The sequence below is a fragment of the Billgrantia gudaonensis genome (assembly GCF_900100195.1).
GTDB classification, from domain to species: Bacteria; Pseudomonadota; Gammaproteobacteria; order Pseudomonadales; family Halomonadaceae; genus Halomonas; species Halomonas gudaonensis.
Map to the genome: position 1 here is coordinate 72,607 of NZ_FNES01000007.1, position 13,912 is coordinate 86,518.

Sequence of the window (13,912 nt, forward strand, 5' to 3'; positions counted from 1 at the left end):
TCGTCACGGCCGGGCAGGCTGGGGATCCTTGGGCTGACGGCTGTCGCGGCCTTCACCGGCGCGCGACGGCGAGTCGGTGAGCAAGCGTAGCCCGTTGGCCACTACCAGCAGACTGGACCCCATGTCGGCGAACACCGCCATCCACAGCGTGGCGTGACCGCTGAAAGCCAGTACCAGGAAGACCGCCTTGATGCCCAGCGCCAGGACGATGTTCTGGATCAGTACCCGATGAGTGGCATGCGACAGGTCGAGGAAGTCGTTCAAGCGCTGCGGGTCATCGTCCATCAGCGCCACGTCGGCGGTCTCGATGGCGGCATCGCTGCCGACAGCTCCCATGGCGAAGCCGATGTCGGCGCGGGCCAGGGCGGGTGCATCGTTGATGCCATCGCCTACCATCCCCACGGATCCCTGGCGGGTGCGCGACTCGATCATGGCCAGCTTTTCGTCAGGCAGCAGGGCGCCGTGGGCTTCGTCGATGCCCGCCGCTTCAGCGATGCGGGCGACGCTGGCCGGGTTGTCGCCGCTGAGCATTAGCGTCTTCACGCCGCGCGCGTGCAGGGCCTCGACCGCGGCGCGGCTCGTCATGCGCAGCGGGTCGCTGACGGCGAACAGCGCCAGCGGCCTGTCTCCTTCGCCGAGCAGCACCACCGTTTCGCCTCGGGCCTCGCGCTCGGCCAGCCGTTCGGCCAGTACCTCGTCCAGCCTGGCGTGCGCCTCCAGCATTCGGCGGTTGCCGAGCCACACCGGGCGCTTTTCGAAGGTGGCGACGATGCCTTGGCCGGGCCGTTCGTTGACCCCGCTCACCTCGAGCGGGGCGATGCCGGCCTCTGTCGCTGCCGTGGCGATGGCGGCGGAAACCGGGTGCCCGGAGCGGGTGGCGAGCCCCGCGGCGAGCGCGATCAGGCGCTGGCGTGTCGCGTCGTCCAGGCTGTCGTCGACGGCTTCCCAGTGGCTTTGCACCGGCTTGCCGCGGGTCAGGGTGCCGGTCTTGTCGAAGGCGAGCCAGGCCAGGCGATGGCCTTGCTCGAGGAAGGCGCCGCCCTTGATCAGGATGCCGCGCCGCGCCCCGGCGGCCAGGCCGCTGACGACGGTCACCGGAGTGGCGATCACCAGCGCACAGGGACAGGCGATCACCAGCAGCACCAGGCCGAGGTAGATACCTTCGAACCAGCCGACGCCGAACAGCCACGGCCAGGCTAGCGCGGCGACGATGGCCAGTGCGAATACCGCGGGCGTATAGATTGCCGCGAAGCGGTCGATGAAGCGCTGGGTGGGGGCACGGTTCGCCTGGGCCCGTTCCACGGCGTGGATGATGCGTGCCAGCGTCGTGTCGCTGGCGGCGCGGGTGGTGCGATAGGTGAATTCACCGTTGCGGTTGATGCTGCCGGCGAAGACGCTCGCCCCGGGTGCCTTGTCCACCGGCAGGCTTTCACCGGTGATGGGCGATTCGTCCAGCGTCGGGTGACCCGCTTCCACTTCGCCATCCAGCGCCAGGCGCTCGCCGGCGCGTACCCGCACGAGGCTGCCCACGCCAACCGATTCGGCCGGCTGGCGTTCGAAACGGCCGTCGGCCTGGGCCACGTTGGCCGTTTCCGGGGCCAGGTCGAGCAGCTCGCGGATGGCGCGTCGAGCGCGGCCCAGGGAGCGTGCTTCGATGCGTTCGGCGAGGGTGAATAGCACGATCACCATGGCCGCTTCGGCCCAATGGCCGATGAGCAGTGCGCCGGTGACGGCCACGCTCATCAGGGCGTTGATGTTGAGCGCGCGGTGGCGCAGAGCGATGAAGCCCTTCTTCCAGGTGGGCAGGCCGACCAGCAGGATGGCGGTCAATGCCAGAATGCCGGGCAGCCAGGGTGTGGCGAGGGCGGCCCATTCGCTCGCTTCGGCGGTCAGGGCGATCAGGGCCGCCACGACCAGCTTGCCCCAGGGTTCGCGTTCGCTGGGCGGTTCGGAGCGACGGGTTGCGTCCAGGGTCTCCGCCGTCATGCCGGTGGCGGCGATGCGCTGACGGATCGTCTCTTCGTCGGCGTCGCGGTGGTGCACGGTGAGCACGCGCCCCATCAGGTCGAACTCGAGGGCCTCGATGCCGGGCATGCCCTCGAGCGCGCGGCGCAGCAGCCCCTCTTCGGTGGGGCAGCACATGTCGGCGATGTGCAGGCGCAGTGGGCGCGTCCCAGCCGGAGCGCCCTCGGCGGCGGAGGATGAGTCGAACTCACGTGCCTCGCAGCAGCCATCGCAGGTCGGTCGTGTGGTCATGTCGGGCTCCTTGCCAATTCTGTCTGCATGACACACCCTGTAGTGGCTATAGGGTCAAGCGTTGAACATAAGGCGATGACGCATGGCCGCTCGAGGTTGATCCGGCAACCGGTCGTTGAGGGGGCGCTGTGAACCCTTCCCTGGGCGCTACTTTTGCCATCCCTGGCAAAAGACCCCCTCTTCGACCGGTTCCCGGCGCCTATCGCCTCGGCTCACTGCAATCGCCTTACAAGAGGGATGGAGCGAGGAGGAGAGCGATGAAAATCGGCGAACTGGCTTCAGCCATCGGCTGCGCAGTGGAAACGGTCCGCTACTACGAGCGTGAGGGGCTGCTGCCCGAACCGGCGCGCAGTGCGGCCAATTATCGGCTCTACGGCGATGCCCATGCCCAGCGGCTGCGCTTCATCCGCCACTGCCGGGCGCTCGACATGACCCTCGATGAGATCCGCACCCTGCTCGACTACCACGACCGCCCCCGCCAGCCCTGCGATGCCGTCAACGGCCTGGTGGACGAGCATCTCGCCCACGTGGAGGCGCGCATCGCTCAGTTGGAGGCGCTGCGCGAGGCCCTGATCAATTTGCGCGCACGTTGCGAGGGGGCGGCGGACTCGGCGCATTGCGGCATTCTGCAGGAGCTATCGCAGCCGCTGGGCGACGCGGCGCTGGCCGTACCGAACGAGGCGAGTCATGTGCCGGGGGTACACCGCGGCGGTGGGGCGGGCTGAACGCACATCGCCCCGGCCAAGGCCGGGGCGATGTGGGAGTCGAGGCTCGACGAACGCGCTGGCGGTCATCCGCCGTGGCGCTCACTCCTCGCCAAAATACTTGGCGTGGATCTCGTCGTAAGTGCCGTTCTCCTGCAGCGTGGCGAGCGCTTCGTTGAAGGCCTCGGCCAGCGCCTCGTCACGCTTGCGGAAGGCGATGCCGAAACCCTCGCCGAAGTACTCCTTGGGTTCGGTGATCATCTCGCCGACCACCTTGTAATCGCCGGCCTCGCTGTCCAGCAGGGTGGACTTGCCGATGGGGAAATCGAGGAAGACGGCATCGAGCCGGCCGGAGTCCATGTCGAGGACCATGTCGTCGGCGGTGGCATAGCGATTGACGTCGGCCACGTCGCCGTACATGTCGGTGACGTAGTTGTCCTGCAGGGTGCCGCGCTGCACGCCGATGGTCATGCCTTCCAGCGTCTCGTCGGAGGGCGTGCCGATCTCCACGTCGGCGGGAGCGAACCAGGCGGAGGGCGGGGTGATGTAGGGATCGGAGAACAGCACCTGCTCGCGGCGCTCTTCATTGATGGTCATCGACGACATGATGGCATCGTACTTGCGGGCCATCAGGCCGGGGATGATGCCGTCCCAACCCTGCACGACCCATTCGCACTGAATGCCGATCTCCTCGCACATGGCGTTGCCCAGGTCGATGTCGAAGCCGGTGAGTTCGCCGTCCGGCGTGCGGTATTCCATGGGCTCGTAGGGTACGTCGACGCCGATGCGAATGTCGCGAACCTCGGCGTTGGCGGTGCCGGCGATCAGGGCTGCGCTCAGGGCGCCGAGGCTCAGGATCTTCTGGATCTTCATGGTTGTTGTCCCCTGTGTTGGGTGGATGCACCTCGTGGGTGATGACAGGCCAACCTTAGCGGATAGCCGGATGGCCCGGAAGGGGGAATCGGGGCGGGTTTAAACGCCGGTTCCCAACGCACGTTTTACGTTCGGCTCAGCCGCCGGCCGGCTTGAGGTGGGCCAGCAGCCGCTTCTCCAGCCAGCGGAAGAAAAAGAGGATCGCGAAGGTCACGCACAGATAGATGGCCGCCACGAACAGAAAGGCTTCGAAAGGGGCATAGTAGCGGGCGTAGACGAAGCGGGCCGCCCCGGTCAGATCCATGATGGTGACCACGCTGGCAATGGCGCTGGCGTGGAGCATGAAGATCACCTCGTTGCCATAGGCGGGCAGGGCGCGACGGAAGGCGCTGGGCAGCACGATGCGCCGCATCATCAGGCGACGCGACATGCCGTAGGCTCGCGCCGCCTCGATCTCGCCGCGCGGCGTGGCCTTGATGGCGCCGTGGAAGATCTCGGTGGTGTAGGCCGCGGTGTTGAGGGTGAAGGCGATCAGGGCCGGTACGAAGGGTTTTTCGAGAATCACCCACAGCCAGGTTTCCTGAATGCCCTCCACGAACACCACGCCGTAGTAGATCAGGTAGAGCTGCACCAGCAGAGGGGTGCCACGGAACACGTAGGTATAGGCGAAGATCGGCCACTTGACCCAGGGGCGTTTGGAACCCCGGCCGATGGCCAGCGGCACCGCCGCCACCAGGCCGATGACCAGCGACAGGAACACCAGCTGCACGGTGGTCACCAAACCCTCGCCGTAATAGGAGAGGGTCTGCAGCGTGAAGATGCTGTTGTCGGCCAGCAGGCCTTCCAGGCGTTCGAGCAGGGCCTCCATCACTCCACCTCCCCGTAACCGATGTCGTAGCGCTTCTGCAGGCGAGCGAAGACCCACTCCGAGACGCTGGCGATGAGCAGATAGATCGCCGCCACGATGAGCATGAAGGTGAAGGGCTCACGAGTGGCCTTGGAGGCTTCGGCCGCCACGCGGACCATGTCGGAGAGGCCGATGACCGACACCAGAGCGGTGGTCTTGAGCAGTACCATCCAGTTGTTGGAAATGCCCGGCAGCGCATGGCGCATCATCAGCGGGAAGCGGATGCGCCGGAACACCAGCCAGGGGCCCATGCCATAGGCGCGGCCGGCTTCGATCTGGCCGGAGTCCACCGCCATGAAGGCTCCGCGGAAGGTCTCGCCCATGTAGGCGCCGAAGATCAGGCCGATGGTGACCACGCCGGCCACGAATTCGTTGATGTTGATGAAGATGTCGATATCGAACTGGTAATAGAGCCAGTCGGTGAACAGGTTGACGCCCATCTGGCCACCGAAGAACAGCAGCATCATCAGCACCAGGTCGGGTACGCCACGAATGACGGTGGTGTAGAGGGTGCCGAGGCGATGGGCCAGCCAGCTGCGCGACATCTTGGCGCTGGCGGTGAGCAGGCCGAGCACGACGGCCAGCACCAGCGACAGCAGTGCCAGCTCGATGGTGATCAGGGCGCCCTCGGCGAGGCGCGGACCGTAGCCATGCAGGTCGATCATGACGTTCTCCTCACGTGCCCGTCAGTGCTTGGGCGCCAGGAACTGCCGAAGGCGCTCCGACTGGGGGTTGCCGATCACCTCATCGGGAGGCCCGGATTCCTCGATCACTCCCTGGTGGAGGTAGATCACCTGACTGGAGACGTCGCGCGCGAAGGCCATTTCGTGGGTGACCACGATCATGGTGCGGCCCTCGGCCGCCAGGTCTCGCATCACCTTGAGGACGTCGCCGACCAGCTCGGGGTCGAGTGCCGAGGTGGGCTCGTCGAAGAGCATCACTTCCGGGTCCATGGCCAGTGCCCGGGCGATGGCGCCGCGCTGCTGCTGGCCGCCGGACATCTGCGCCGGGTAAGCATCGGCACGCTCGGTGAGACCGACGCGATCGAGCAGGGCGCGGGCGTGTTCGATGGCCTCTTTCTTGGGTTTGCCGAGCACGTGCACCGGGGCTTCGATGACGTTTTCCAGCAGCGTCATGTGGGCCCACAGGTTGAAGCTCTGGAACACCATGGAGAGCTTGGCGCGCATGCGCACTACCTGTTGCCAGTCCGCCGGTTCGCGGCCGTGCCGAGTCCGTTTGAAGCGGACCTCCTCGCCATGGACGATCAGTTGGCCCTCGTCGGGCTGCTCCAGCAGGTTCATGCAGCGCAGGAAGGTGCTCTTGCCGGAACCGGAGGCTCCGATCAGGGTGATGACGTCACCCTTGTGGGCCGTGAGCGACAGGCCCTTGAGCACGTCGGTATCGCCGAAGCGCTTCTTGATGTTGCGCACCTCGAGCGGTAGCGGGGTATCGGCCATGGTATGGCTCCAGATCGGGACGAACGGACGGGCACGGAAAGTGGGCGATTCTAACAGGCCGATGCCGTTTCGGCAGGTTCGCCGTCGTCGTCCCTTCGTGGATCGGTAGCGCTGCGGTGCGGATGCGTTGGCATGAGCGATCTCCTGATTGTTGTTATCGTCGATTGTGAGGGTGCGAGGGTGATGGCGGCAATCGTTCGGCTGGCCGCTCAACTCCTTTCATCGGGGCGAGGGGCGGGCCGAACCAGCAGCGCTGCGCGGGCGCCGAGTTCGACGTCGGCATTGGGAAACACCACGTGCAGCGGCGTCTCGCCCACCGTGAAGGCGCCGGCGGCCGCGTCTTCTGCGAGCCGCGTGCCGGGCGCGAACTCGGTGAAGTTGGGCGTGTCGTCGGCAAAGCACAGGCGGAAGTCGTTGCTGTGGCGAACGAGCTCGTGGGCAACGCGAAAGAAGACCATGCGTGCCGGGTCGGCGCCGGGGGGCGTCTGGCCGCCAAGCAGCGCTGCCAGCAGCCGACCCATGGGGGCGAGGGCGTCAAGGTCGTTGGCGCCGAAGGGGCGCACGCGGCCGAGCTCCAGGGTGAAGGCGGCGGCGCCATGATAGTGCTTGGAATAGTGCGAGAAGGTCCAGCTGTGCTGGTGTTGATGAAGAACGGCCTGGATGTCGGCGGCAGCCAGCCAGCGCCACTGTTCGGCTGGCGTGCGGGACTCGGCCCAGGGTTCGACGACGAAGCGCGGGTAGCGGCTGTCGCGAATCGCCGTATGCAGATCGTAATGCAGGCGTGCGCGCTCGGGATGGCGGGTGAAGAATGCATCCACGGCGGCCATCAGCTCGCGGGCACGGTCGGGCTCGTCGCCCCGTTCGTCGAGGTCGCGGCGAAACAGCCGGTTGAGGTTGGTATCGACGAAGCGCACCCCCGCGCGGATGGCGGGAAGGTTGCCGAGGATGACCAGCAGCGGCGCACCCAGACGGAGCTGGCCGGCCTCGAGTCGGGCCAGGCAATCGCCGAGCAGCTCGATGGGTGCGGTCTCGTTGCCGTGAATGCCTGCCGAGAGCACGCAGGCACGGGCGTCCGGGTCGGGATCATCGGGCACGAGCTCCAGAAGCCCCGGGCCGGTCAGGGTGAAGCGTCCCCCGTTCACGCTTCCTCGTCGAGTGGCCGGCGTCTTACCGTCCAGGCTGGCATCGAGCCACTCAGCGAGCATGGTGTCCTCCGGACCGGGTGGGGCGGGGGCGGTGGAGCGTCGGGTATGGCACGTGGATTGAGGGCATGCGCAGATCCCGTTGGGTAGTAGAGCCAAGCTCGGTCACCATCCTGCGGAGCGTGGCCGCTCACAAGCCCCGACGTCGGGCTGGTGAAAACGCCGGTGCGATCGTGAAAATGTCGCCGAGTCACATGACCATGGCCCAATGGGGGCGCTGGCCGGGTGCCGCTAGACTATGGGGCGATCAGTCTCACCATGCCACCTCGGAGAGCCCCCATGCCCCAGGATTCGCCCGATCTCAGCCGCCGACTCAACGATCACTATGCGGCAGCCGACGTTGCCGGCGGCGCGGGACTGGTGGCGCGGCTGCGCGATGCCTTTGACGCGGCCGGTTGCGATCCGGACCGGCTATCGCTGGATGCCATCGCCGGCATCGATCAGCTGCATCTTGGCGGTCGCACGGCCAGCCGCTCCCTGGCCACTCTGGGTTTCGTCGGCCCCGGCGAACGCGTGCTCGACGTGGGCTGCGGCACCGGCGGGGCGAGCCGGCTGCTGGCTGCCGAGTACGGCGTCACGGTGACTGGGGTCGACATCACCGCCGCCTTCGTCGAAGTCGCCACCTGGCTCAGCGCGTCCACGGGGCTTGCCGAGCGCACCCGCTTTCTGTGTGCCGATGCCGCTGTCGTACCGCTCGCCGACGCCAGCTTCGACGTGGTGTGGTGTCAGCATGCGCTGATGAACATGCCTCGGGTGCCGCGTGTCCTGGCCGAGTGGCAGCGTCTGTTGCGGCCGGGTGGAAGGGTACTGCTGCACGAGGTGGTGGCCGGTGACAACCCAGAGCCACTGGCGCTGCCGGTACCCTGGGCACGCAGCCAGTCGATCAGCCACTTGCGCAGTCGCGAGCAGCTCGAGCGCTGCCTGGCCATGGCCGGTTTCGTGCCCGACGCGCTGCGCAATGTCAGCGAAGCGGCGCTGGCCTGGCGACGAACCCGCAACGAGCGTGAAAGCGTTGCGACGGCACCCGCAGCGCCGGCCCTGCCGGGGCCGAGCCTGCTTTTCGGCGCCGACTTTCCGGTCATGGGCCGCAACCTGCGCGACAACCTGGCTGCCGACAAGGTGCGCATCCTCGAGGGAGTGTGGCGTCGCGGCAATCGATGAATTCGAACCCCGCCAACGAAAACCTTCGCTTTTCTGCACGCGGCCAGCCCGTATGCTGTACTCATCCAATCGCCAACAGAGGAGCGTTGTGATGACGAAGGTTCTTGTGCTCTACCATTCCATGTACGGTCATATCGATACCATGGCCAAGTTGGTCGCCGAAGGGGCGAGCCAGGTTCCCGGTGTCGAGGTCACCGTCAAACGGGTGCCGGAAACCATGGATGCGGAGACGTTCGCTCAGGCCGGCGGTCAGTCGTTCGACACCCCCGAAGCTTCGCCTCAGGAGCTGGTGGAATACGATGCGGTGATCTTCGGTAGCCCGACGCGCTTCGGCAACATGTCGGCCCAGATGCGTACCTTCCTCGACCAGACCGGCGGTCTGTGGGCCAAGGGCGGTCTGCGTGGCAAGGTGGCCAGCGTCTTCACCTCCACCGGCACCGGTGGCGGCCAGGAGACCACCATCACCTCGTTCTGGAACACACTGGCGCACCACGGCATGGTGATCGTGCCGCTGGGCTACGGTATCGGCGAGCAATACGTCTTCGACCAGGCCGGTGGCGGCAACCCCTATGGCGCCTCGACCATCGCCGGCGGCGACGGTTCGCGCCAGCCCGACGAGCGCGAGCGCAAGATCGCCCGCTTCCAGGGCGAACACGTGGCCAAGATCGCTGCCAAGCTCGCTGGTTGATTCGGCGCAACGCCTCACGCCCAACGAGGCTTCGAATGACACCCCGACGGTTGATTCCCTGCAGCCGTCGGGGTGCTTTCATGTCAGGCCGATGCGGTCGACGTTTGGAATGCCGGAAAAGATTGAGCCAGTTGCCAGTGCGGTGATTTGACGCAGGTCAGATTGTCGCAACTTACTGCCTGACGGACGCGACAAAAGTCTTGATTTTCGCGTCACGATTTGTTGACCCCGGTCAGTTTCCCTTTTCCTCTCTCTGCCAGACTTCACATGATGCCCCGTGCCGGGAATGTCGGCCGTGGGCAAGCCGTGACAACACGACAAAGCGCCCCGATAGCGAAGGCGCAGGCTTGCAGTGAGGGGAAACGGGAATGACCGACACCAACGACGGATGGCGGCGATGGCTGCCGGGGCGGGTGCTGGGTTTGTTGGGGCTTCTGCTGGCATCGGGAGCGGTAGCCAGCACCGCCGATCACACTGCCTTCGAGGAACTCCAGGGGCCGTTCGAGCGAGCCGAGCAGGTCACCGAGGCCTGCCTCGGCTGCCATACCGAGGCGTCGCAGCAGGTAATGTCAACCCGCCACTGGACCTGGGAGTACGAGAATCCGCACAGCGGCGAGACGCTGGGCAAGAAGAGCATGATCAACACCTTCTGCATCTCCGATCGGTCCAACGAAGGGTTCTGCCAGTCCTGCCACGTGGGTTACGGCTGGGAGGACGACACTTTCGACTTCAGCGACGAGAGCCGCGTCGACTGCCTGGCTTGCCACAACACCGGCGACTACGTGAAGAAGGGCGGCTGGGCCGGCTATCCCAACGCGGAGAAGACCGACCTCGTCGAAGCGGCCCGGAAGGTGGGGCGGACCTCGCGGGAGACCTGCGGTGCCTGTCACTTCTACGGGGGTGGCGGCGATGGCGTGAAGCACGGGGACCTGGACTCCTCGCTGGTCGAGGCGAACCGTACGCTGGACGTGCACATGAACGCCGAGGGGCCGGACTTCGCCTGCAGCGAGTGCCACCGTACCGAAAGCCACGACGTACCGGGCAGCCGCATCCAAGGCACCGCGGTGGATACCGGCGGCGCCCTGCTGCGTGGCGCCCACGAGGATCGCAACCCCGCCACCTGCCAGGCCTGCCACGGCAGCTCGCCCCACGAGGATGGCAGCCATGCCCGGCGCCTCAACGAGCACACTCGGGCGCTGGCCTGCCAGACCTGCCACATTCCCACCTTCGCCCGCGGCGGAGTGCCCACCAAGATGGCTTGGGACTGGTCCACGGCCGGGCAGCTCGACGACGACGGCCAGCCCATCCAGCGCAAGGACGACGAGGGACGCGTCATCTACGACAGCAAGAAGGGCGATTTCGTCCTCGGCGAGAACGTGGTGCCCGAGTACCTGTGGTGGAACGGCAATACCACCTTCGTCACCGCCGAGACCGAGATCGACCCCAGCGAGCGCGTGCTGATCAATGAGTATCACGGCACGCCGGGCGGGGAAGACTCACGCATCTGGCCGGTCAAGCGGGCGCTCGGCAAGCAGCCCTACGACACCGTGCACAAGACGCTGCTGAGGCCTCAGGTGGCAATTCCCGGCAACGACACCGCGTTCTGGTACAACTTCGACTGGGACAAGGCGCTCGAGGCGGGCACTCGCATCGCTGGCCAGCCCTTCAGCGGCGAGTACGACTTCGTCGATACCGCCATGCTGTGGCCGATCACTCACATGGTGGCGCCCGGCGAGGACGCCCTGAAGTGCGGCCAGTGCCACAGCGATGACGGTCGCCTGGCCGGCGTCGAGGGGGTGTGGATGCCGGGTCGCGACCGCCATGCCGGGCTCGACCGCTTCGGTTTCGGTCTCGCCGGTCTGGTGCTGCTGGGCGTGCTGGGCCACGGCACCCTGCGTTTCGTCAATCGCAACCGGCGCAAGGGGCACTGACATGAGCGAACGACTTTACCTGTTCACCCGCTTCGAGCGCTTCTGGCACTGGGCCCAGGCGGCGCTGATCATCACCCTGCTGTTCACCGGTTTCGGCATCCATGGCGTGCACGACCTGCTCCAGTTCGGCCTGGCGGTACGGATCCACGAGACGGCCGCATGGTTGCTCATCGGCCTGTGGGTCTTCGCCATCTTCTGGCACTTCACCACCGGCCAGTGGAAGCAGTACCTGCCCACCCTGGAGCGCATCGGTGCCGTGACTCGCTATTACGTCCACGGCATCTTCGTCGGTGCCCCGCACCCCTATCGGGTCACCGTGGCGCACAAGCACAATCCGCTGCAGCGGCTGGCCTATCTGGGTGTCAAGCTGGTGATCAACCCGCTGATCTGGATCTCCGGTCTGCTCTACCTGTTCTGGGGGAGCCTCCATGCCAGTCTGCCTGCTTTCCTCGACCTGGAACGAGTGGCGCGACTTCACACGCTGGGCGCCTTCCTGATGCTCGCCTTCTTGATCATGCACGTCTACCTGGCCACCGCCGGCCACACGCCGCTGACGCACATCAAGGCGATGATCACCGGTTGGGAGGAGGTGCATGACGAGGCGGCCATCAAGCGACCGCCCGAAGGGTGAGTCTTGAGGAGCCGACGGCCTCCCCTCCGAACGGGTGGCCGTCGGCGGTAGAGCGAGGTCAGCCGGCGATGCGCTCGGCGATGGTGCGGCCCAGGCTCTCGGTGGTGCCATGGCCGCGCAGGTCGGGGGTGAGCACTGCGGGATCGCCCTCGGCGAGCACTGCTTCGAAGGCGGCGACGATGGCGTCGGCGGCCTGCCGGTGGCCCAGGTGCTCGAGCAGCATGGCACCCGACCAGATCTGGCCGATGGGGTTGGCGATGCCGCGTCCGGCGATGTCCGGCGCGCTGCCATGCACGGGCTCGAAGAGGCTCGGGAAGGTGCCGTCGGGGTTGATGTTGGCCGAGGGGGCCACGCCGATGGTGCCGGTGCAGGCCGGACCCAGATCGGAGAGGATGTCGCCGAACAGGTTGCTGGCCACCACTACGTCGAACCAGTCGGGATGCATGACGAAGTTGGCGGTGAGGATGTCGATGTGGAACTGATCGACGCTCACCTCCGGGTAGTTGGCCCCCATGGCCTTCACGCGCTCGTCCCACCACGGCATGGTGATGGCGATGCCGTTGGACTTGGTGGCCGAGGTGAGCTTTTTTCGTGGGCGCGACTGAGCCAGCTCATAGGCGAACTTCAGTACCCGGTCGACCCCAGTGCGGGTCATCACGGTCTCCTGAATCACCACCTCGCGGTCGGTACCCTCGAACATCTTGCCGCCGACGCTGGAGTATTCGCCCTCGGTGTTTTCGCGTACCACGTAGAAGTCGATGTCGCCGGGCGCGCGGTCGGCCAGCGGGCTCTTCACGCCGGGCAGCAGCTTGCAGGGGCGCAGGTTGACGTACTGGTCGAATCGGCGGCGGAACTGAAGCAGCGATCCCCACAGCGAGATGTGGTCGGGCACCGTCTCCGGCCAGCCCACGGCGCCGTAGAAGATGGCGTCGAAGTCCTTCAGCCGTTCGAACCAGTCGTCGGGGAGCATCTGGCCGTGCTCGGCGTAATAGTCGCAGCTGGCGAAGTCGAAGTGCTCGAGTTCGAGATCGATGGCGAAGCGCTTGGCGGCGGCTTCCAGGGCGTGAAGCCCTTCGGGCATCACCTCCTTGCCGATGCCGTCGCCGGGGATGACCGCGATGCGATGGGTCATGGGGTGTCTCCTGGTTGGTCGTGGGGGAAGAAGTCGGTGATCTGCGCGAGCAGCGCCTCGGGCGCCTCCTCGGGCAGGTAATGGCCGCACGGCAACGCCTCGCCGTCGACGCGCTCGGCCACGCGGCGCCATTCGGCGAGGGGGTCGAAGCAGCGCTCGATGACGCCATGCTGACCCCACAGCACGCGCAGCGGGCAGGCGATGCGCCGGCCCGCGTCGCGGTCGGCGCGGTCGTGCTCCAGGTCGATGGTGGCGGCGGCGCGGTAGTCCTCGCACAGGGCGTGGGCGGCGCCGGGCTGGGCCAGGCAGCGCTGGTACTCGGCAATGGCCGCCGGGTCGAAGGCGTCGAGGCTGGCGTGGCGGCCGCCCATGGTGCGGGTGACGTAGTCCTCGGGCGAGGCTTCGATCAGCGTCTCCGGCAGTGGCGCCGGCTGGATCAGGAAGAACCAGTGGAAGTAGGCAGTGGCGAAGGTGCGGTCGGTCTGCTCGTACATGGCCAGCGTGGGGGCGATGTCGAGCAGCATCAGCCGCTCGAGCGTTTCGGGATGATCCATGGCCAGGCGATGGCCGACGCGCCCGCCGCGGTCGTGGCCGCACAGCGAGAAGCGCGAGAAGCCCAGTTCGCGCATGACGGCGACCTGGTCGGCGGCCATGACACGCTTGCTGTAGTTGGCGTGGTCCGGCTCGCCCGCGGGCTTGGCGGAGTCGCCGTAGCCGCGCAGATCGGTGACCACCACGGTGTAGTGGCGTGCCAGCGGTTCGGCCAGGTGGTGCCAGATCGCGTGGGTCTGGGGGTGGCCGTGGAGCAGCAGCAGCGGCGGTCCCGAGCCGCCGATCCGGCCGTGGACGTGCACGTCGCCGTCGGTGGCGATGTCGAAGGTGCGAAAGCCCGTGAACATCGTCTCTCTCCCTCGAAGGTGGCGGTGACAGTCTAGCTCTTGTGGCCGAAGGAATAATCGGGCTGAATGGA

General features: G+C 66.6%; 13 protein-coding genes. 5 read left to right on the forward strand and 8 right to left on the reverse strand.

Annotated features, from left to right (window positions below; genetic code table 11):
* Positions 1 to 3 precede the first annotated feature (3 nt).
* Entirely contained in the window at positions 4 to 2,256 is a 2,253-nt protein-coding gene (locus tag BLP96_RS09945; protein ID WP_089685672.1) for a heavy metal translocating P-type ATPase, read from the reverse strand.
* Between the two features lie 257 nt (positions 2,257 to 2,513).
* Between BLP96_RS09945 and cadR the strand changes: the two genes are divergently transcribed.
* A complete protein-coding gene (gene cadR, locus BLP96_RS09950) occupies positions 2,514 to 2,981 on the forward strand; it encodes a Cd(II)/Pb(II)-responsive transcriptional regulator (protein ID WP_089685674.1) in 468 nt (155 codons plus the stop codon).
* A gap of 81 nt (positions 2,982 to 3,062) precedes the next feature.
* Here the strand turns inward: cadR and BLP96_RS09955 are convergent, their stop codons facing one another.
* The 5 genes from BLP96_RS09955 to BLP96_RS09975 all read right to left on the reverse strand — a co-directional run bounded on the left by BLP96_RS09955 (position 3,063) and on the right by BLP96_RS09975 (position 7,402).
* Positions 3,063 to 3,827 (reverse strand): ABC transporter substrate-binding protein, encoded by a 765-nt coding sequence (locus BLP96_RS09955; RefSeq protein WP_089685902.1) that lies wholly within the window; start codon positions 3,825 to 3,827, stop codon positions 3,063 to 3,065.
* Positions 3,828 to 3,969: 142 nt separating this feature from the next.
* On the reverse strand, positions 3,970 to 4,701 hold the full coding sequence (locus BLP96_RS09960) for an ABC transporter permease (protein WP_089685676.1): 732 nt from the start codon (positions 4,699 to 4,701) through the stop codon (positions 3,970 to 3,972).
* Complete coding sequence (locus BLP96_RS09965) at positions 4,701 to 5,405, reverse strand: ABC transporter permease (RefSeq protein ID WP_089685677.1); 705 nt, start codon at positions 5,403 to 5,405, stop codon at positions 4,701 to 4,703. Before BLP96_RS09965 ends, BLP96_RS09960 begins: the two co-directional genes overlap by 1 nt.
* Positions 5,406 to 5,426: 21 nt before the next feature.
* Entirely contained in the window at positions 5,427 to 6,197 is a 771-nt protein-coding gene (locus BLP96_RS09970) for an ABC transporter ATP-binding protein (protein WP_089685679.1), read from the reverse strand.
* A 209-nt stretch (positions 6,198 to 6,406) separates the two neighbouring features.
* The gene (locus BLP96_RS09975) at positions 6,407 to 7,402 is read right to left on the reverse strand and encodes a succinylglutamate desuccinylase (RefSeq protein WP_089685681.1); all 996 of its coding nucleotides are present in this window, start codon (positions 7,400 to 7,402) and stop codon (positions 6,407 to 6,409) included.
* Positions 7,403 to 7,678: 276 nt separating this feature from the next.
* Here BLP96_RS09975 and BLP96_RS09980 point away from each other — a divergent pair, with 276 nt between their 5' ends.
* From BLP96_RS09980 to BLP96_RS09995, 4 genes are all read left to right on the forward strand, one after another.
* The gene (locus tag BLP96_RS09980) at positions 7,679 to 8,560 is read left to right on the forward strand and encodes a class I SAM-dependent methyltransferase (RefSeq protein ID WP_245682218.1); all 882 of its coding nucleotides are present in this window, start codon (positions 7,679 to 7,681) and stop codon (positions 8,558 to 8,560) included.
* Between the two features lie 91 nt (positions 8,561 to 8,651).
* Positions 8,652 to 9,248 carry an NAD(P)H:quinone oxidoreductase gene (gene wrbA / locus BLP96_RS09985; RefSeq protein ID WP_089685684.1) on the forward strand — a complete coding sequence of 199 codons (597 nt, stop codon included), beginning with the start codon at positions 8,652 to 8,654 and terminating at the stop codon, positions 9,246 to 9,248.
* 368 nt (positions 9,249 to 9,616) lie between these two features.
* Positions 9,617 to 11,179, forward strand: coding sequence for a tetrathionate reductase family octaheme c-type cytochrome (locus tag BLP96_RS09990; protein WP_089685687.1), 1,563 nt, complete (start codon positions 9,617 to 9,619; stop codon positions 11,177 to 11,179).
* 1 nt (position 11,180) lies between these two features.
* Entirely contained in the window at positions 11,181 to 11,810 is a 630-nt protein-coding gene (locus BLP96_RS09995; protein WP_089685689.1) for a cytochrome b/b6 domain-containing protein, read from the forward strand.
* A gap of 58 nt (positions 11,811 to 11,868) precedes the next feature.
* Here the strand turns inward: BLP96_RS09995 and BLP96_RS10000 are convergent, their stop codons facing one another.
* Together BLP96_RS10000 and BLP96_RS10005 are read right to left on the reverse strand one after the other, a co-directional pair.
* Complete coding sequence (locus BLP96_RS10000; protein WP_089685691.1) at positions 11,869 to 12,942, reverse strand: tartrate dehydrogenase; 1,074 nt, start codon at positions 12,940 to 12,942, stop codon at positions 11,869 to 11,871.
* A complete protein-coding gene (locus tag BLP96_RS10005; protein WP_089685693.1) occupies positions 12,939 to 13,841 on the reverse strand; it encodes an alpha/beta fold hydrolase in 903 nt (300 codons plus the stop codon). Before BLP96_RS10005 ends, BLP96_RS10000 begins: the two co-directional genes overlap by 4 nt.
* Between the last annotated feature and the right edge of the window lie 71 nt (positions 13,842 to 13,912).

What these genes read in the sequence shown, in the direction of transcription:
- BLP96_RS09945 (WP_089685672.1), bottom strand. Translation starts at nt 2,256, where the DNA reads ATGACCACACGACCGACCTGCGATGGCTGCTGCGAGGCACGTGAGTTC.
- cadR (WP_089685674.1), top strand. Translation starts at nt 2,514, where the DNA reads ATGAAAATCGGCGAACTGGCTTCAGCCATCGGCTGCGCAGTGGAAACG.
- BLP96_RS09960 (WP_089685676.1), bottom strand. Translation starts at nt 4,701, where the DNA reads ATGGAGGCCCTGCTCGAACGCCTGGAAGGCCTGCTGGCCGACAACAGC.
- BLP96_RS09965 (WP_089685677.1), bottom strand. Translation starts at nt 5,405, where the DNA reads ATGATCGACCTGCATGGCTACGGTCCGCGCCTCGCCGAGGGCGCCCTG.
- BLP96_RS09970 (WP_089685679.1), bottom strand. Translation starts at nt 6,197, where the DNA reads ATGGCCGATACCCCGCTACCGCTCGAGGTGCGCAACATCAAGAAGCGC.
- BLP96_RS09975 (WP_089685681.1), bottom strand. Translation starts at nt 7,402, where the DNA reads ATGCTCGCTGAGTGGCTCGATGCCAGCCTGGACGGTAAGACGCCGGCC.
- BLP96_RS09980 (WP_245682218.1), top strand. Translation starts at nt 7,679, where the DNA reads ATGCCCCAGGATTCGCCCGATCTCAGCCGCCGACTCAACGATCACTAT.
- wrbA (WP_089685684.1), top strand. Translation starts at nt 8,652, where the DNA reads ATGACGAAGGTTCTTGTGCTCTACCATTCCATGTACGGTCATATCGAT.
- BLP96_RS09990 (WP_089685687.1), top strand. Translation starts at nt 9,617, where the DNA reads ATGACCGACACCAACGACGGATGGCGGCGATGGCTGCCGGGGCGGGTG.
- BLP96_RS09995 (WP_089685689.1), top strand. Translation starts at nt 11,181, where the DNA reads ATGAGCGAACGACTTTACCTGTTCACCCGCTTCGAGCGCTTCTGGCAC.
- BLP96_RS10000 (WP_089685691.1), bottom strand. Translation starts at nt 12,942, where the DNA reads ATGACCCATCGCATCGCGGTCATCCCCGGCGACGGCATCGGCAAGGAG.
- BLP96_RS10005 (WP_089685693.1), bottom strand. Translation starts at nt 13,841, where the DNA reads ATGTTCACGGGCTTTCGCACCTTCGACATCGCCACCGACGGCGACGTG.